This is a genomic window from Mesorhizobium sp. WSM4871, from assembly GCF_055811295.1.
This window is the reverse complement of the sequence record NZ_JBVVPU010000001.1, coordinates 532,234-550,458: the sequence shown is the minus strand read 5'-3', so window position 1 is coordinate 550,458 and position 18,225 is coordinate 532,234. Positions and strand designations below refer to the sequence as shown.

Below are 18,225 nucleotides of genomic sequence, written 5' to 3'. Positions count from 1 at the left end.
CTTTGCTTAGCGTGAGTCCATGACGAGTGCGTGACAAGCGGAAAATCGGGACAGGAAATGACCGGACAAGCGATGATCAAGAGGGCAATGGTCGAGAGGACGATGGCCAATAGCATCGAGCGGCGCAGCGGCGTCTCGCTGTGGCGGCAGATCGCCGACCAGATCCTGCATTCGATAGCGATCGGCGACTTCGTCGAGAACGCGGCGCTGCCGCCGGAAATGGCACTTGCCGAACGCTATGGCGTCAACCGCCACACGGTGCGCGCCGCGATCGGCGCATTGGTGCAGGAGGGGGTGCTTCGGGCCGAGCAGGGGCGCGGCACCTTCGTGCTGTCGCGCAAGCGGCTGTCCTATCCGATCGGCACGCGCACGCGTTTTTCGGCCGGCCTGCAAGGGCAGGCATTCGAACGCCGCAGCGTGCTGCTCGAATCCAAGGTCGAGCCGGCCAGCCGTCGCATCGCCGATGCCTTGAAGCTTGCCAGAGGGGCCGATGTGATACGCCTGGAGGCGCGCGGTGAAGCCGACGGACAGTCCGTCTCGCGCGCCACGAGTTGGTTCGACGCCAGGCGTTTTGCCGGCATCGATGCGGCCATGGCGGAAACCGGATCGATCACCGCCTCGCTCGAGCGCTTCGGTGTCAGCGATTATCTCAGGCAATCGACGGTGCTGTCGGCGCGCCATGCCGATGCCGCCGATCTCGCCGATCTCGACCTGCAGCCCGGCGCCATCGTGCTGGTCACCGTCGCCGTCAACGTCACGCCCGATGGCCAGCCGATCCAGTTCGCCGAGACGCGGTTTCCGGCGGAGCGGGTGGAGCTGAAACTGTCAGCCTTGTGAGCCGGTTAGAGCCTATCCGATTTCGATCACAGCCTTGATCAGGCCGGATTTCTCATGCGCCCAGCGGGCGAGGTCGCGCGGCGTCTCATCAAGCGTCGTGCGATGGGTGAGGAGCTTTGCCAGCGGCACCGCGCCGTTACGGATCGAGGCGGCGACATGGTCGAAGTCGGCGCGCAGCGCGTTGCGGCTGCCGATAAGCGTCATCTCGCGCTTGTGGAATTCGGGGTCGGAAAAGATGATGTCGTCCTTGACGACACTGACCAGGACCAGGGTTCCGCCATGCGCGACATGAGCGAAGGCCGATTGCACGGACCGGGTGTTGCCGGTGGCGTCGAAGACCATGTCGAAGCCCTCACCGCCAGTCGCGTCCCGCACCAGATCGGCCGCCGCTGCCCGCGAACCGTCGAGGGTCGCGAAGCCAAGTTCGCTCGCTGCGAAGTCCAGCCGCTCCGTGCTCATGTCGAGCAGGCTCACATTTAGCCCGGCGATGCGGGCAAACAGCGCCGTGCCGAGCCCGATCGGGCCGGCGCCGATGACCAGCGTGCGTGCGCCTTGCTCGGCGCGGGAGCGTCGCACCGCGTGCGCGCCAATGGCCAGGAACTCGATCGCGGCGGCGTGCGCCAGCGACAGGCCGTTGGCCGGATAGAGATTTTGCGCCGGCACCAGGATTTTCTCGCACATGGCGCCGTCGCGGTGGACGCCGAGCACCTCAATGCTGACGCAGCAATTCGGCTTGCCGTGCCGGCAGGCGATGCATTTGCCGCAAGCGAGATAGGGGTTGATGATCACGGCTTCGCCAATGGCAAGGTCGACGCCCTGGCCGGCCTCGATCACCGTGCCGGACACCTCGTGGCCCATGATGCGGGGATAGGCGAGGAACGGATGCTTGCCTTCGAAGATGTGATAGTCGGTGCCGCAAATGCCGACATGGCTGACCGCGACCAGCGCCCAGCCGGGCGGCGGGGCGCCCGGCACTTGGCGGTCTTCGATAGCAAGGTCGCCGGGAGAGCGGCAGACGACGGCTTTCATGCTTCTATCCAGTCGGTTCGTGGGTGCCACCGGCCGTCGGCTGTCGCCGAGGCCGGTGGCCTTGGATGGGGTCTATTTGCCGCGGCGGCGCAATCCGTCGAAATAGACGATGACGATGATCAGCGCGCCGGTAATGATGCGTTGCCAGAAGGCGTTGACGTTCAGCAGATTGGCGCCGTTGTTGATGGTGGCGAGGATGAAGGCGCCGAGCAGCGGCCCATGCACAGAGCCGACCGCGCCGAACAGCGAGGTGCCGCCGATCACCGACGAGGCGATCGCCTGCAATTCCCAGCCTTCCGCCTGTGTTGGATTGCCGATGCCGATGCGTGAGGCGAGCAGTACGCCGACGAAAGCCGCGCACAGGCCAGACAGCGTGTAGGCCATGTAGATGGTGCGCTGGACATTGACGCCGGACAGACGCGAGGCCTCGGCGTTGGAGCCGACCGAGAACAGATAGCGGCCCCAGCGGCTGTGATGCAGGAAGATGTAGGCCGGGATACCGACCAGGATCACCATCCAGAACAGATTGGGGACGCCGAGGAAGGAACTGCGCGAGAAAAGCTGGAAGGCATCGTTGTTGATTGAGATCGAGTTGCCGTTGGTCATCAGCAGGCCAATGCCGCGCAGGGACGTCAGCGTCGCCAGCGTGATGATGAAGGGCGGCAGGCCCATCTTGACGATGCCGAAGCCATGGAACATGCCGATGGCGACGCCGACCAGCAAGGTGATCAGGATAGCGAGGAAGAGCGGTACCCCGGCATTGATCAGCATCGCCACGATGACGGTAGCGAAGCCAACGACGGCGCCGACGGAAAGGTCGATGCCGCCGGTGATGATGACGAAGGTTTGGCCGACCGCCAGGATCGCGATCATCGAGCCCTGCCGCAACAGGTTCGAGATGTTGTTGGCCGAGGCGAAACTTGGCGTCGCCACCGACAGGATGATCCACAAAAGAACCAGCAGCGCCAGCAGCGTCAGCCCGAACAGGGCGTTGTAGTTGCGCTTCGGCTTTTCGGCGGGAATAGCCTCTGTGCTCATGTCTGTCCTCCCAGCTTTTCTTGTTTCTCGGCGAGGGCCTGTGTGAGAATTTCCTCGTGATCGGCGGTGCGGAACCCATGCGTGGCCACCAGCTTGCCGCGCCGGAAGACGTGCAGCGTGTCGGCCAGTTCATAGACCTCCGGCAGATAGGACGAGATCAGGATGATGCCGGCGCCCTTGGACAGAAGCGCCCCGAACAGGCGATAGATCTCGGCCTTGGTGCCGACGTCGACGCCGACCGTCGGCTCGTCGAAGATGAACAGCTTGGCGCCATGGGCCAGCCATTTGCCGATGACGATCTTCTGCTGGTTGCCGCCGGACAGGCTGGAAGCCAAGGCGTTGCGTGTCGGCGTCTTGATCCTCAAATCGGCGATCTGGCGATCGGCCTCGGTCTTCTCCTGCGCATTCGAGATCAGGAGATTGTTCGAGATGCGCTTGTAGATCGGCAAATTGAGATTGAGGCTGACCGGCAAATTGAGGCAAAGGCCCTGGTCGCGGCGGCTTTCCGGCGCCAGCGCCATGCCAAGCCTGATCGCATCGTGCTCGGAGTTGACCTGGACTGGCCTGCCCTCCCAGAGGATCTGGCCGGCCGACTTGCGGTGGCGGCCGTAGAGCGTGGTGACGAATTCGCTGCGCCCGGCGCCGATCAGACCGTAGAGCCCGACGATCTCGCCGGCGCGGACGGACATCGAGACATTCTCGAAACCCTTGCCCGACAGGTTCCGCGCTTCGACGATCACCGCGCCCGGTGTGAAATGCTCCTTGTGGTAGACTTGCTCGATCGACCGGTTGATCATCATCTTGACCAGCTCGGTATCGTTAGTCTCACTGATGTTCCTGGTACCGACCAGCGTGCCGTCGCGCAGCACCGAGACGCGGTCGGCAAGCTCGAACACCTCCTCCATGCGATGGCTGATATAGATGATGGTGACGCCTTCGCCCTTCAGCCGGCGGATCAGCGTGAACAGCTGGTCGGCCTCCTTGCGCGTGAGGTAGGCGGTCGGTTCGTCGAAGATGAGGAATTTGGTGCCGCGCACGGTGGCGCGGGCGGCGGCGATCAATTGCTGCTGGCCGATGGTGAGATCGCCAAGCACGACGTGCGCCGGCAGGTCGAAGCCGAGATCGTCGATGATCTTCTGCGCCTGCCTGACCATGGCCCGCTGCTGCAGGATGCCGAAGCGCGAATCCTCCTCGCCGAGGAACATGTTAGCCGCAACGGTGAGGTGGCGGCACAGCACGACCTCCTGGTGCACGGCATTGATACCAAGCGCCATCGCTTCATGCGGGGTTGCCAGTGCCGCCGGCTGGCCCTCCCACACGACGTCGCCGGACGTGCGCGGCATGACGCCGGTCAGAAGCTTGATCAGGGTCGACTTGCCGGCACCGTTCTCGCCGACGATGGCGTGAATCTCTCCGGCCTTGAAAGCGAGGTCCACCGGCTTCAGCGCGTGCGTGCCGGGATAGCGCTTTTCCAGCCCCTTCAGTTCGAGGATGGTCCTGCCAGGTTCCAGCGTTGGGGCCGGGTGCAGTTCCTGCACTGTCGACGTCATGACAATCCTCCCAGACTGGCCTCACGATTGGCACGAGTGTAGGTCGTTTCCGGGGCAAAGCCCCGGAAACGGTGCGCCTGTGCGATGCTCAGTCGAGCTTCGGGTTGAGCAGCGCGTCGATCTTCGGCTCTTTCATGTTGGCCTTGGTCACCAGATTGGCGCCGGTGTCGACATTGGCTTCGACCTTCTCGCCCTTCGAGGCGGCAAGCGCCGTCTTGATGCCGTCGTAGCCCATCCGGTAGGGATCCTGCACGACGAGCGCCGAAATGACGCCGTCATTGAGGAACTTGATCAGCTTCTCGTCGCTGTCGAAACCGACGAGCCCGACCTTGCCGGCAAGATTGTTCTCGGCGATCGCCTGTCCGACGCCCTGCGCCATGATCAGGTTGGAAGCGAAGATGCCCTTGAGGTTGGGGTTGGCGGTGATCAGGTCGGTCGCGATGTTGAGGCCGGTCGTTGCCTGGCCGTCGGCATATTTGTCGGCGACAAGCTTGAGGCCGGGATATTTGGCGGCGAGCTGTTCCTTGAAGCCCTGGGCGCGCTGTTCGAGCGAGCCGGCGCCCGGAAGTGCGGTGATCAGGGCGACATCGCCCTCGACCTTGCCGCCATTGGCCTCGCCGATCGCCGCCGCCAAGCCGTCAGCGGCGACGCGGCCGCCCTGGATGTTGTCGGTGGTCAGGAACGAGGTGAAGGCCTTGGAATCGGCGCCGGAGTCGATGCCGATGATCTTGACCTTGGTGGCGGCCTCGTCGATCGGCTTGCCGAGGGCCTTGGCTTCGGTCGGTGCGATGACGACGGCGGCCGGGTTGCCGGCGACGGCGTTTTCGAGGATCGAGATCTGGCCGTTGACGTCGGTCTCGGCCTGGGCGCCAAGTTCCGGCACGTTGACACCGAGGTCCTTGCCGGCCTTGCGGGCGCCGGCCAGAACGATCTGCCAGTAGAAAGAGGTGGTGTCTTTGACGATGATCGGGATGGTCACGTCCGCCGCCGAAGCTGGCGCCGAATGCACCACGCCGGCAAGCATCGAGGCGGCTGCAAGCGCCACGAAGGCGCGGCGGTTGAGAATGCTGGTCACGAATTTCATTTAGGATTCCTCCCTAAGTCGCCCGGTGAACGTTACGGAAGCCCCATTCGGATAGGCGCGGCCCAAACAGAACTTTATCAATAAAAAACATTTACCGCATTTTGATATTGCATCGCTTCGGCCGACGCAAGCGATGTTTCGTAACGTTTCCGTATGGCCCGGCAGGAAAGAGACTTCTCGTCCCCATTCAACTGTTCTCGATCCTTCCCGATCGAGATGGAATATTAATTCCATCTTTGTGTCAATATGGAATGTTCATTCTTTGTTGGAGTCGCAGGCGTTCGGCGCCTGTCGACTGTGGTTCAGGGCGGTTCTGGTTCAGAGCGCGTGGCGCCGGATGAGAATGATGCGACATGCATCAGAGGGTCGCTCCGAGATGCCAGGGCACGAATTCATTGTCGCCGTAGCCGAACTGTTCGCTCTTGGTCTTGCGACCCGAAGCGGTCTCGACGATCAGCTCGAAGATCTCGCGTCCCATCCCGGCGATGGTCTTCTCGCCCGAGGCGATGACGCCGCAATTGACGTCCATGTCCTCTTCCATCTGGTGATACATGGTCGAGTTGGTGGCGACCTTGATCGACGGCGTCGGCCGGCAGCCGAAGCAGGAGCCGCGGCCGGTGGTGAAGACGATGACATTGGCGCCGCCGGCCACCTGGCCGGTTGCCGAGACCGGGTCGTAGCCGGGCGTGTCCATGAACACCAGCCCGTGCCCGCTGACCTTCTCCGCATAGCCGAAAACGCCGTTGAGCGGCGTCTGGCCACCCTTGGCCACCGCGCCCAGCGACTTTTCCAGGATGGTGGTCAGGCCGCCGCGCTTGTTGCCGGGCGAGGGGTTGTTGTCGATGGAGGCGCCGTGCTTGGCGACATGGTCTTCCCACCATTTGATATAGCCGTCGAGCTTAGCCGCAATCTCAGGGGTCGCGGCGCGATAGGCGAGCAGGTGCTCGGCGCCGTAGATCTCCGTGGTCTCGGAGAGGATGCCGATGCCGCCGACGTCGGCGAGGATGTCGACGGCGGCGCCCAGCGCCGGATTGGCTGTTATACCCGACATGCCGTCGGAGCCGCCGCATTGCAGGCCGACGACGATCTCGCTGACCGGGATCGGCTCACGCTTCAACTGGCCGACTTCCTCGCAGATCTCGGCCAGCACGCCCATCGCCTTCTCGACCGATTTGCGCGAGCCGCCAGCCTCCTGGATGTTGAAATGGCGTTTACCGGCTGCGACGCCCTTCTGGCCATAAAGGGTGAGCTGGTTGACCTCGCAGCCCAAGCCCACCATCAACACGCCGCCGAAATTCGGATGCCGGGCATAACCGGCAAGCGTGCGGTGCAGCACCATCATGCCGTCGCCGGTGGCGCTCATGCCGCAGCCCTGACCATGGACGATCGGGACGAAGCCGTCGATCCCCGGATATTTCGGCAGCAGCTCGCGGTTGGCCTGATCGGCGATGGAGTGGCAGACGGTGGCCGAGCAGTTGACGCTGGCGAGGATGCCGATGAAATTGCGGGTGCCGGCGCGGCCGTCGGCGCGGCGGTAGCCCATGAAGGTGCGGGCGCGATCGGCCTCCGTCGCATGCTCGGCCTCGCTCGGCGGCACCACCGGCAGACGCCCGGACTCGAAAACCAGATTGTGCGAGTGGACATGCTCGCCGGATGCGATGGCTTCAGTGGCGCGGCCGATCGCCTGGGCGTATTTGACCACGGCCTCGCCGGCGGCGATCGGCTTGATCGCAACTTTGTGGCCGGGCTCGATCAGCGCGGTGGCGACGGCCCCGCCCGGCAATGGCGTACCGATCTCGATACGGCCATTGGCGACCGCGACATTGTCGGCGGGAGACAGAAGAATGCTGTTTGCGGCGTTCACGGGCGGTTTCCTGGGTATGGTCCTGGGATGGGCGCGGATTGACACGCGCTGCTTAACATATAATGTCTTTTATCGTGAAAAAACATTTTTGCGTCAATCGTTTTTTCATGGATGCGCCGGGCGTCTTGGGTCTTGCAGGGCGCTCCGGCATCGGAGCCGCGCATCCCTTTTGGAAAGCGATTCCGCTTTTCGGGGGCATACGCTAGGAACATCTGTCATATCGCGCTTCAAGCCAGCCGCTGCAAGCGTCGGCGCGCAACGGGGCAGGGGATGTCGAAGAGCAACAACGTCTATAAGGACGCCTATAATCGCGGTCTCAGGCTGCTCGACGAAACGAAAAGCCTGCCGTCGGAACCGGAGCTCGGCACGCTGCTCGGCGTCAGCCGTACGACGATCCGCACCATCCTTGCGCGGATGGAAGAGACGGGGCTGATCGCCTGGAACAAGCGCAGCAAGACGGTGCTGCGCGCGCCGCGGCCGGACGATTTTTTTCCCGAGGAAGAGACCGACACGCTGTCGCAGATCATCGAGCGCTCCTTCATGCGGCGGCTGCTCGCGGGCGGCGCCGAGGCCGGAATGCAGATCAACGAGCTTGAGCTGGCGCGCGAGATCGGCGTCGGCACCACCAGCGTGCGCGAGTTCCTGATCCGCTTTTCCCGCTTCGGGCTGATCGAGAAGCGCCGCAACAGTCACTGGGTGCTGAAGGGCTTCACCCGCGCCTTCGCGCTGGAACTGACCGAAATCCGCGAGATGTTCGAACTGCGCTCGGCCGCCGCCTTTGCCGCGCTGCCGCAGGACAGTCCGGTGTGGGCCGATCTCGACCTGCTGGAGGAAGAGCATCGCGTGCTGGCGCGCGAGATCGCAACGCGCTTCAACGAATTCTCGGAGCTCGACGAACGGTTCCACCGGCTGATCCACCGCGCCTCGCACAACCGCTTCATCGTCGATTTCTATGACGTGATCGCCATGATCTTCCACTACCATTACCAGTGGAACAAGGCGCAGGAGCGCGAGCGCAACGAAGTGGCGGTCGCCGAACACCTGGCCTACATAGCCGCGCTCAAGTCGCGCGATCTCGGCAAGGTCGACGCGGCCTGCCGCAAGCACCTGAAATCGGCGCGCCACACGCTTTTGACCTCCATCCCCGATCGTGCCGCGTTGCCGCAGCAGTGATTTGACGATTTTCGGCGTGCCTGCCCCGTGCTAGAGCGGGATGCATTTGGATTGAACGGGGCATCCCGCTCTATCTGTTTGTTAGCCGCATTTGTGCGACGCCAAGTGATTCCACTTGGCTGCAAAATGCTCTAGTAGCTGACGTTGCTGCGAGAAGAGGCAGGGCTTTGAACATCCGGCGGAGACGATGGAGCATGCCGGCCGCGCTGGTCGCGGCCTATCTGCTCGTGCTCCAGTCGGCGCTTGGCGCATTCGCCTTCGGCTTAAGCCTGGCCGCTTCGCAGCTCGATGCCTTCGGCAATGTCATCTGCACCCATGACGGCGCGGCGGAGCTTCCCGGCGGCGATCCGCACCGCCAACACATGCCGGCCTGCTGCATGCTTGGCTGCAGCATGGTTTCAGCAGCTCATGCACCGCCGCCCGATGCCGCCGCGCTGGCCCGCAGCCTCGTTTTCGAAGCCGTCGCCTTCGTGCAGCCGGCGTTCAGGCATCTCGACTTCGCCCGCGCCCGCTCTCCATCGAACCCGCGCGCGCCGCCTGTCGTGTGAGCCAGCATGGCTCGCGGAACCTTTCGCGGGCGCACTCGTCCAACGCTGAAATCATTCGCGGCCGGCCAACGGCGCGATCCATATCCATGGAGCCATCATGTCCTGCTTCTTCCGCGCCGCCGCGCATGCGCGCGCACCCGGCCACAGAGCCTCTCTCCTGCGCAGCGCCGGGCAACGCCTCGGCATCATTGTCGTCACGTTTGTTCTTTTGGTCGCGGGCGCCCAGTCGTCCTTCGCGCATGAGTTCAAGCTCGGTGATCTCGAAATCGAACATCCCTGGTCGCGGGCGACGCCTGCCGGCGCCAAGGTCGCCGGCGGCTATTTCACCATCACCAATACCGGCAGCTCGGTGGACCGGCTGCTGTCGATCTCTTCCGATCTCTCGGACAAGACCGAATTGCACGAAATGGGCGTCAAGGATGGCGTCATGACCATGCGGCCGGTCGCCGGTGGCCTAGAAATCCCGGCCGGCGGCAAGGTCGCGCTCAAGCCCGGCGGCTATCATCTGATGTTCATCGGCCTGAAGCAGCAGCCCAAGCAAGGCGAAAAGTTTTCCGCCACGCTGACCTTCGAGAAGGCCGGCACGGTCACCGTCGAATTCGCCGTCGAAGGCATCGGCGGAACGGGCGGCATGGACGACCATGCCAATTGAGCCGGCCGCAAAATTGAAGATCAGAGGGACCATAATGAACAAATATCTTCTGTCGGGCTGCGCGCTGGCTCTCGGGACGGGCACGGCTTTCGCCCACATCACGCTCGAAACCCAGGAAGCTGCTGTCGGTTCGACCTACAAGGCAATCTTGCGCGTGCCGCATGGCTGCGAGGGCAAGGCGACGACCGCTGTGCGCGTGCAGATCCCGGAAGGGGTGATTTCTGTGAAGCCGATGCCGAAGCCCGGCTGGACGCTGCAGGTCAAGAAAGGCAAATACGAGAAGTCCTACCAGCTCTATGGCGAGGCGGTGACATCGGGCGTCCGGGAAGTCGACTGGAGCGGCGGCAGCCTGCCGGACGAATTTTACGACGAGTTCGTCTTCCGCGGCACACTGGCGGCGGACCTGACGGCCGGCCAAACGCTTTACTTCCCGGTGGTGCAGGAATGCGACGGCGCCGCCGAGCGCTGGATCGAGATTCCGGCGGCCGGGCAGTACGAGGACGCGCTGGAATATCCGGCGCCCGGCCTCAAGCTCTTGCCCAAGCAATAATCTCTCTGACGGCGCGCTCGGTTCGAAAGAGCGCGCCGCCGTTCTTTGTGACGGTGACATGAACCTGGCATCATTTCTGCGAACGGTCTGTGCGGCGGGAAAGCAAACCGTTAGCAGTGCCGTTGGTCTGCTGGCCGCGATAATGCTGCTTGCCGCCATTGCCACGCCAAATCAGGCCTTTGCCCATGCGGCGCTGGTCGCGGCCGATCCGGCCGACGGCATGGTGCTGGGACAAAGCCCGACACAGTTTTCGCTGACTTTCAGCGAGCCGATGTCACCGCTGGTGCTCACCCTGGTGCGGCCCGACGGGACGCCGGTTCCGCTGACATCCTTTCGCCTCAGCGACCAGACCGTCGAGATCGACAACCCGCAGGCGCTCGGGCCCGGCACGCATGTGCTGAGCTGGCGGGTGATTTCCGCCGATGGCCATCCTGTGGGCGGCTCGTTGCTGTTTTCCATCGGCGCGCCGAGCGCGGCGCCCATCGTCTCCGAGGCCGTCGACTGGGGGCTGCGGTCGGCGATCTGGACCGGCAAGGTCCTGCTCTATATCGGCTTGTTTCTCGGCGTCGGCGGCGCTTTCGCCATTGCCTGGCTTGCAAAGGGCGGGCGGTCCGGCCAACGCTTCGCAATCGCCGCGATGCTGTGCGGACTGGTGGCGGCGCCTCTGTCACTCGGCCTGCAAGGGCTCGACGCGCTCGGCGCGCCGCTTACGCATCTGGCGCAGCCGGTTGTCTGGCAGACCGGACTTGGCACCAGCTTTGGCTGGACGGTGCTGATTGCGCTGATGGCGCTCGGGCTTGGGCTTTTCTCGCTGGTCGGGCCGCGCGCCGACGCAAGACTGTTCGCCCTTGCCGGATTGGCGAGTGTCGGCGCCGCGCTCGCCGCCAGCGGGCATGCCAGTGCCGCCGAGCCGCAATGGCTGACGCGGCCGATGGTGTTTCTGCACGGCGTCGGCATTGCCTTCTGGGCCGGAGCGCTGGCGCCGCTCGGCCTTGCCGTCTGGCGGCAGCCGGCCGAGGCGGGGCTATTCCTGCACCGGTTCTCCCAAGCGATCCTGCCCGTCGTTGCGGTGCTCGTCGCTACCGGCATCGCGCTGGCCGTCATCCAGGTGCAGACGCCCGCAGCGCTGCTCGGGACAGCCTATGGCCGGCTGCTGCTGGTCAAACTGGCGCTGCTGTTCTTTCTGTTCACACTCGCCGCGACCAACCGCTGGAAGCTCACTGCTCCGGCTGAAGCGGGAGAGACCGAAGTCCAGAGGCGGCTGGTCCGCTCGATCGGCGTCGAAATGCTGATCGTGCTGGCGATCTTCGGCGTTGCCGCCGGCTGGCGCTTCACGCCGCCGCCGCGCGCGCTGGCAATCGCCGCGGCACAGCCGGCATCGATCCATATCCATACGGCGAAAGCGATGGCCGACCTCAGCATCACGCCCGGCCATGCCGGGCCGGCTATTGCTTCGATCGTCATCATGAGCGGCGATTTCGGCCCGCTCGACGCAAAGGAAGTGACGCTGGTCCTGTCGAAGCCCGATTCCGGCATTGAACCGATCAAGCGTCCGGCGACCAAGGCCGGCGACGGCACATGGCGCGTCGACGATCTCGTCATCCCGGTTGCCGGCCGATGGACGGCGCGGCTCGACATCCTCGTCTCCGACTTTGAGATGGTGAAGATCGAGGCACCGATCGACATCCGCGCTGAGTGATATTCAGGTGATGCCGGCCTGCGAACGGCGGTCTCCTGCGCTTCCGGTGCTCACGTACTTCAAGTACGCTCCGCTCCGGTTCTCGGAAACCACCGCTCTCGGCACGGCCTGACCTGAATCTCACTCAGCACGAGCTCGACACAATTCGGCGAGGCGGTTGACGTAGGCGCCAAGGCCCGTCAATCATCAGGGAACAATGGGCATCGCCACAAAACGCGGTCCCAACAAAATCCGGAAGCAGGGAAGAAACGATGGAAAAAGCCGAAATCGGCCTGATCGGCCTTGGCACGATGGGCTCCAACCTGGCGCTCAACATCGCCGAGCACGGGCACCGCATCGCCGTCTTCAACCGCACCAGGGCGCGCACCGACGCCTTTGTCGAAAACGCCGGCGCGCTGAAGGACATGGTGGTGCCTTGCTACAGCCTCGAGGAACTCGCCGCCGCGATCCGGCCGCCGCGCCCGATCATCATCATGGTGCTGGCCGGCAAGCCGGTCGACGAACAGATCGCGTCGCTGCGCGGCGTGCTGTCGGCCAACGACATCGTCATCGATGCCGGCAACGCCAATTTCCGCGATACGATGCGGCGTTTCTCCGAACTTTCCGGCTCGGGCCTTACCTTCATCGGCATGGGTGTGTCGGGCGGCGAGGAAGGCGCGCGCCATGGCCCCTCGATCATGGTCGGCGGCACCGAAGAGTCCTGGAAGCGCGTGGAAAAAGTGCTGACCGCGATTTCGGCCAAATTCAGGGACGAACCCTGCGCGGCATGGCTCGGCACCGACGGCGCCGGCCATTTCGTCAAGACCATCCATAATGGCATCGAATATGCCGACATGCAGATGATCGCCGAGATCTACGGCATCCTGCGCGACGGCCTGGGCATGGGGCCGAAGGAGATCGGCGATGTGTTTGCCGGCTGGAACAAGGGCCGGCTCAACTCCTACCTGATCGAGATCACCGCCAAGGTGCTGGCCGCCGACGATCCGAAGACCGGCAAGCCGGTGGTCGACATCATCCTCGACCGCGCCGGCCAGAAAGGCACCGGCAAATGGTCGGTCATCGAGGCGCAGCAGCTCGGCATACCTGCCACCGCGATCGAAGCGGCGGTGGCGGCGCGCGTGCTGTCGTCGATCAAGGATGAGCGTCTGGCCGCCGAGAAGGCCTATGGCAACGGCGGCGTCACCAGGATTTCCGGTGACAAGGACGCGCTTCTCAGGGATCTCGAACTGGCGCTGTTCGCCGGCAAGATCGCCGCCTACGCGCAGGGCTTCGCGGTGATGAGCGGCGCCTCGAAGGAGTTCAACTGGAACCTGCCGATGCCGACCATCGCCAAGATCTGGCGGGCCGGCTGCATCATCCGCTCGCAAATGCTGGACACGATGGCGGAAGCCTTCGGCGCCGGTGGCGCTTCGACCAATCTGTTGATGGCGCCGGCCTTCATCACGATGATGCAGGAGGCGCATCCGTCGCTCAGGCGCATCGTGGCGCGAGCGTCCGAGGCTGGCGCGCCCGTGCCGGCGCTGTCTTCGGCGCTTGCCTATTTCGACAGCTATCGCCAGGGCCGAGGCACCTCGAACCTGATCCAGGCGCAGCGCGATTTCTTCGGCGCGCACGGCTTCGAGCGCATCGACGGGCAGGGCGCGTTCCATGGCCCGTGGGGGAGCGGAGCGGCGGGTTAGCGCCTAAACTTGAACGTAGAGACCAATTTTGCGGTTGCCCGAAAGCAGACATCTTCCAGCGATCAACTGGGTGTCGGGTCGCGCCAGGAACCTGCTATGCCGGTAGCGACGATTAGCGGTCTCATCGGTATCGGCGGAGCCGCGAATCTGTGGTAAGCCGCCGCTCAATCAACCAAAGGACGACACCTGTGAGCGAACCGACCGTGGCCCAGGCGACCGAAAGTATCTATGCCTCGCTGCGGGCGGACAATGCCGACATCGACGCACATATCGCGACGCTTAAAGCGGCGTTGACACGAGAAGGTATAAAACAGGCGGTGTTCGATCCGACCAAGTTGGCGCAGAACAACCGCTCGGGGCGCAAGTTGATGCAGGCCTATTTTCGGCAGCGCGGCGTGAGCGTGAGGTTTTCGGACTAGTAGAGCCGCGCTCGGGTGATCTCAAGCGAGCCGTTTCTCGGGCCGGTCCGGCGGTTCGCCATCTGGACGTCGGGACTGCGCCTCAGATCGGACATAGGACAGCGCCGCCCACCACTGACAGCGGACATGAAGGCAATCGCATCAGAAAGAGATAGATCGTTCTGCGTTTCCGTGAAACCCACTCTGAAAAGAAGACGCTTATCGATAATGTCGGCTGGCTCCTATTCAGCCGCCTGGGCGGCATCAGTCAAAGCCTTTCTGACTTCCTCGGGTAGCAGTCCTAGCTTGTCGAAGAACGCTCTGTTTCGCATTTCCGCATCTCTGAATACCTTCGCATAGCTTAGCACTCTAATCGCCGCTCGGTGGGGTGTCGAAAAACCGTAGTATCCCATGCCATCGGGCGTCGGCGTTTGAGCGATACTCCGCGTGAATTTTTTCCGTGCTGTCTCGGTCAGATCGCATATCACGATGCATTCAAACGGAGTGTGATCACTAATGTCCGATACGACCGCCCCCTCCACGTCGCGGACCGTCTTATTGCGAAGGCGCTCGACGTAATCGAGCACTTGGTCAACTGGGTCGCTGGATAGCGCCTCGTCGCCCGGTCGCTTGAATTCGATAACTACAACCGGGTCATTAGTGCCCTCGCGCCGGAAGCCATGAGGATTCAAGAAAATCAAATCAGGCTCTTTCCGTTCACCGTCGACACCCAGCGAAGCCATGGATTTATCCGAAGCAAAAAAGCTGTAGTACGAGAGTAAATCGTCGATCAACCAGAGATTATGTTCATCGTAATCCTTCGCCGAAAGCATCTTACCCATCGGGCAAATTACATTATGCACAGCACTTTCAAAGTAATAATTTCTTGAAGATGTGTCCTTGAAGCGTAGGAGCGTTCTGGCTAGCTGTATTATCTGATGTCGCTTTATTGTATATTCCGCGAGTCGGCGTTTAGCGTCGTCAGTGACGGTGTTCACTAGTGCTTCGATCTTCTCCCGGCTGATTTCATTTTCAATGGGTGAGGGCTGGTCAGTGATTGCACTGATCTGAGATCGTACCTTTCGCTCGTGGCGATAAAGCAAAGTGAATAGGGTTTTACCAATGTCTTCTTCGGCCATACTCGGCGAAAGACTAGCCACATACCCATCAACATCTTTTACCGATATCGCGAGTTGCGGGTGCTCTTCCAACAGGCTGATCACGAGAGTCTTCTGAGTCGCTCGCACCGTTTTTATGTGAGCTTCCAGAAATCGCTCGGCCGCCTCCAAAGCCGCTTCTTTGATCGCCTCGATTTCCGATTCCAATGATTTGAAACCAGTCCGCTCTTGATCCACTCGAGCATTCAAGAAATCGCCCTTCACGACGCATACATACGCCCGACCATTTTCGAGACCTTTGAGGGCGAACTTCTTCTCGATCTCCACGCTCTGCACAACACGGCCCTGAGCCGTTAGAAGAATTGAGTTCGAAAGGTTCTGCGAAATCGATTTGTCGACATAGACATGGTCGATTTGGATTGTGCCGACGGATCCGACTGCGACATCGATAGTCTCGTCTGCCTGTCTATCAATCTTCGAAGAGAGATAATCCACGACATCAATGTTGCGACGCCCGAACTGCACGATCAGCCGCGGCATGCTTCCAGCGATGAAGTACGGAAAAAAGTGATGGCAGATATTCCGAGTCAGAATGGCAGGGCTTATCGCGGCATTTTCATCCGCTTTAATGCCCGCGAGGACAATCTTTGTCCCGACGTCGTCAATCCGTCCTTTTTCCTTCTTAAGGTTGACCAAGGAGTTTTCTGCGGTTGGGTCGAAAGTGAATGACACTTGCTCGCAACGGTCTAATCCGACCTCATAAGTACTCTGAACACCAATTTTGCTGAAAACTTTGATCCAAACAAGCCTGCCGACCCCCTTTCCACCCAGTGCATATTTTTGTCTGGTGTCGCAGGTCTCAAATGCTTCGAGGTGCGCTGAGTTTAGCCCAATTCCGTTATCCGATATCGCAATGTGGCGAAGAGATTTGTCCGAGTTGAACTCGACCAAAATACTTATTATCCCACGCTTGGTGAAATCTGCTCGACCGAAGCGCTCCTCAGCAGCTTGTATGGCATTACTTATCGCTTCGTAAATCGAATACAGCAGCGCAGTCCGCCCATCGGGCAATTGCATGTTGCTGATGCGGCCCAAGACATCGAATTTCATGACCCCTCCCGCCTTATGATGAAGCCGACGCCCCAGTCGACTAATTCCAATAGTTTAATTGCTCTGAAAAGCTCACGATAATAGCAGCTATCACTAGCCAGCGAAACGACAGGCGTTAGCGTGAAGACCTAAAGCGAACGTCCAACCGCCCTGAGCTACAGAACGATTAAGCGGTAGACGCCGATGGCGAACAACGCGACGCCGACAACGTCGAAAGCAATACCGAATGGTTTAGGTCGCCAAGGATGGCCGGTGACGATGCCGTTCATTCCATAGCCTTGGTGAAGGGACTGCTGGATGGGGCGGTTAATCCACTCCCCGATTCCAAGGCAGGAGAACCCGACCCCCACCAGAATGAGTGCATTGTGACCGATTGCTGCGGCGGCAACCGCGAGCGCGATCCCTCCCGCAAAGCTTGCGGTCCACCAGTGCGAAAGGTCAATCTTCTCCATCATGTCGGTTCCCCAGCATCGCCATAGGAGCTTCGCTCAGGTGCTCACTAAGGGCAAGACGGCAGACGAGGCGTTGTGCAAGTCGCCTACAAGTATTTGCCGTACCTTGGCCAGAAGCGGACATTCCGCTCTCGGCCCAAGGTTGCCAATCAGCGGTGCGCATTTTGCAGCCAAGTGGATTCACTTGGCGTCGCAGAAAAGCGGCTAAGACAAATAGAGGGAGCGGGATGCCCGGTTCAATTTGATCGTCTCCGCTCTAGTCGGAGCGGCGATAAGCCACAACCTCGCCCGGCGCGCTCAGGCTCTGCAAGGAGCCAGGCTCCGCACCGCCGATCCAGCCGAGCACGGCGCGGGCGAGTTCGGAGCCGGCCAGCCGGAAGTTCTCGTTGACGACCAGCAATTCGCGCCGGAACAGATGCAGCAGTTCCGAGGACTGTTTGGACACCACGTCGACATCGCGGCCGAGCTTGAGGCCGGCGTCCTCGATGCCGGCGACGATTGCGAGCGTCGCGGCGGCGGCGCTGCTGACAAAGCCGTCCGGCCGGTCCTGGCGGCGCATCACTTGCGCCGTGCGCATCCTGATCTGCTCGATCGAATGGTCGATCGAAACGGTGTTGAACGGCACCTCGCTGGCGCCGACTTCGCTCAGCGCATCGGCGAAGCCGTTCACCGTGTGGCCGTGATAGGTCAGGCCGACAGGCGGCGCCAGCAGAGCCAGCCTGCGGCGGCCGATGCCGGCGAGATGGCGCACCGCTTCGGCCGCGAAAGCGTAATTGTCGAAATCATGATAGGGGTGAACGAGCCCCATGTCGGTGCGGCCATGCGTGGCGAAGGGGATGCCGCGCTCCAGCATGTAGCGGGCCCTGGGATCATTCGGCTGCGTGCGCGAAATGATGACGCCATCGGCGGAACCGGTCTCCACGAGATAGCGTATCGGGTCGAGCGGATCCTGCGAGCGTGAATAGGGCGTGACGATCAGGTGATAGGGCGTGTCGGCGATCACTTCCGACACGCCATAGATAATATCGGAGACAAAGCTCATGATCTCGCGCTCGGTGTTGAGCACGAGGCTGATGACGTTGGTCTTGCCGGTTCTGAGGCGTACACCGGCGCGGTTCGGCCGATAGCCGATCTGCTTGGCGACGAGCTGGACGCGCCGCCTCGTCTCGGCGCCGATCTCGGGCGCGTCCTTGAGCGCGCGCGAGACGGTGGTGACGCCCAGCCCGGTCATGAAGGCGAGCGTCTTCAGCGTCGGCCGGCCTGGCGCCGACGTCTCGTCGTCCTTCTCGGTTTGATGTCTGTCCATTCGTCCCGCCCGTCAGGCGCATAGCAGTTGCCGGGCTGGCCGGCAATCGGCGCGCCGCGTCCATCGCGGTTCTCCGCCGATCTGAATTGCAATATACTGAAACGTTACAGCTTGTCACGACTGCGCGAGGAATGATCC

16 protein-coding genes are annotated in these 18,225 nt (G+C 62.1%); 8 read left to right on the top strand and 8 right to left on the bottom strand.

Annotated features, from left to right (window positions below; genetic code table 11):
- Nucleotides 1-72: 72 nt before the first annotated feature.
- Nucleotides 73-837 carry a phosphonate metabolism transcriptional regulator PhnF gene (gene phnF / locus AC0L2H_RS02755; RefSeq protein WP_473588743.1) on the top strand — a complete coding sequence of 255 codons (765 nt, stop codon included), beginning with the start codon at nucleotides 73-75 and terminating at the stop codon, nucleotides 835-837.
- Nucleotides 838-849: 12 nt separating this feature from the next.
- On the opposite strand, the gene AC0L2H_RS02750 is transcribed toward phnF, so the two are convergent.
- The 5 genes from AC0L2H_RS02750 to AC0L2H_RS02730 form a co-directional block, all read right to left on the bottom strand.
- Entirely contained in the window at nucleotides 850-1,866 is a 1,017-nt protein-coding gene (locus tag AC0L2H_RS02750; RefSeq protein ID WP_473588742.1) for a zinc-binding alcohol dehydrogenase family protein, read from the bottom strand.
- A gap of 72 nt (nucleotides 1,867-1,938) precedes the next feature.
- The gene (locus AC0L2H_RS02745) at nucleotides 1,939-2,904 is read right to left on the bottom strand and encodes an ABC transporter permease (protein WP_107651218.1); all 966 of its coding nucleotides are present in this window, start codon (nucleotides 2,902-2,904) and stop codon (nucleotides 1,939-1,941) included.
- Nucleotides 2,901-4,454: a sugar ABC transporter ATP-binding protein gene (locus tag AC0L2H_RS02740; RefSeq protein ID WP_473588741.1), complete on the bottom strand. Its 1,554-nt coding sequence runs from the start codon at nucleotides 4,452-4,454 to the stop codon at nucleotides 2,901-2,903. Before AC0L2H_RS02740 ends, AC0L2H_RS02745 begins: the two co-directional genes overlap by 4 nt.
- A gap of 88 nt (nucleotides 4,455-4,542) precedes the next feature.
- Complete coding sequence (locus tag AC0L2H_RS02735; protein WP_107651216.1) at nucleotides 4,543-5,538, bottom strand: ABC transporter substrate-binding protein; 996 nt, start codon at nucleotides 5,536-5,538, stop codon at nucleotides 4,543-4,545.
- Between the two features lie 358 nt (nucleotides 5,539-5,896).
- Nucleotides 5,897-7,402: a UxaA family hydrolase gene (locus AC0L2H_RS02730; RefSeq protein WP_473588740.1), complete on the bottom strand. Its 1,506-nt coding sequence runs from the start codon at nucleotides 7,400-7,402 to the stop codon at nucleotides 5,897-5,899.
- Between the two features lie 270 nt (nucleotides 7,403-7,672).
- On the opposite strand from AC0L2H_RS02730, the gene AC0L2H_RS02725 reads away from it, so the two are divergent.
- The 7 genes from AC0L2H_RS02725 to AC0L2H_RS02695 all read left to right on the top strand — a co-directional run bounded on the left by AC0L2H_RS02725 (nucleotide 7,673) and on the right by AC0L2H_RS02695 (nucleotide 14,122).
- Nucleotides 7,673-8,575: a GntR family transcriptional regulator gene (locus AC0L2H_RS02725; protein WP_473588739.1), complete on the top strand. Its 903-nt coding sequence runs from the start codon at nucleotides 7,673-7,675 to the stop codon at nucleotides 8,573-8,575.
- 194 nt (nucleotides 8,576-8,769) lie between these two features.
- Complete coding sequence (locus tag AC0L2H_RS02720; protein ID WP_473588738.1) at nucleotides 8,770-9,123, top strand: DUF2946 family protein; 354 nt, start codon at nucleotides 8,770-8,772, stop codon at nucleotides 9,121-9,123.
- A 97-nt stretch (nucleotides 9,124-9,220) separates the two neighbouring features.
- Nucleotides 9,221-9,775, top strand: a complete 555-nt coding sequence (locus AC0L2H_RS02715; protein WP_473588737.1) for a copper chaperone PCu(A)C — start codon at nucleotides 9,221-9,223, stop codon at nucleotides 9,773-9,775.
- A gap of 34 nt (nucleotides 9,776-9,809) precedes the next feature.
- Complete coding sequence (locus AC0L2H_RS02710) at nucleotides 9,810-10,325, top strand: YcnI family copper-binding membrane protein (protein ID WP_473588736.1); 516 nt, start codon at nucleotides 9,810-9,812, stop codon at nucleotides 10,323-10,325.
- A gap of 58 nt (nucleotides 10,326-10,383) precedes the next feature.
- Nucleotides 10,384-12,024: a copper resistance CopC/CopD family protein gene (locus AC0L2H_RS02705; protein WP_473588735.1), complete on the top strand. Its 1,641-nt coding sequence runs from the start codon at nucleotides 10,384-10,386 to the stop codon at nucleotides 12,022-12,024.
- 251 nt (nucleotides 12,025-12,275) lie between these two features.
- Nucleotides 12,276-13,703, top strand: coding sequence for an NADP-dependent phosphogluconate dehydrogenase (gene gndA / locus AC0L2H_RS02700; protein ID WP_473588734.1), 1,428 nt, complete (start codon nucleotides 12,276-12,278; stop codon nucleotides 13,701-13,703).
- A 188-nt stretch (nucleotides 13,704-13,891) separates the two neighbouring features.
- Nucleotides 13,892-14,122 (top strand): hypothetical protein, encoded by a 231-nt coding sequence (locus tag AC0L2H_RS02695; protein ID WP_095488311.1) that lies wholly within the window; start codon nucleotides 13,892-13,894, stop codon nucleotides 14,120-14,122.
- A gap of 221 nt (nucleotides 14,123-14,343) precedes the next feature.
- Here the strand turns inward: AC0L2H_RS02695 and AC0L2H_RS02690 are convergent, their stop codons facing one another.
- The 3 genes from AC0L2H_RS02690 to AC0L2H_RS02680 form a co-directional block, all read right to left on the bottom strand.
- Nucleotides 14,344-16,329 carry an ATP-binding protein gene (locus AC0L2H_RS02690; protein ID WP_473588733.1) on the bottom strand — a complete coding sequence of 662 codons (1,986 nt, stop codon included), beginning with the start codon at nucleotides 16,327-16,329 and terminating at the stop codon, nucleotides 14,344-14,346.
- Nucleotides 16,330-16,484: 155 nt separating this feature from the next.
- Nucleotides 16,485-16,784 (bottom strand): hypothetical protein, encoded by a 300-nt coding sequence (locus AC0L2H_RS02685; protein ID WP_473588732.1) that lies wholly within the window; start codon nucleotides 16,782-16,784, stop codon nucleotides 16,485-16,487.
- Between the two features lie 253 nt (nucleotides 16,785-17,037).
- The gene (locus AC0L2H_RS02680) at nucleotides 17,038-18,087 is read right to left on the bottom strand and encodes a LacI family transcriptional regulator (protein ID WP_473588731.1); all 1,050 of its coding nucleotides are present in this window, start codon (nucleotides 18,085-18,087) and stop codon (nucleotides 17,038-17,040) included.
- Between the last annotated feature and the right edge of the window lie 138 nt (nucleotides 18,088-18,225).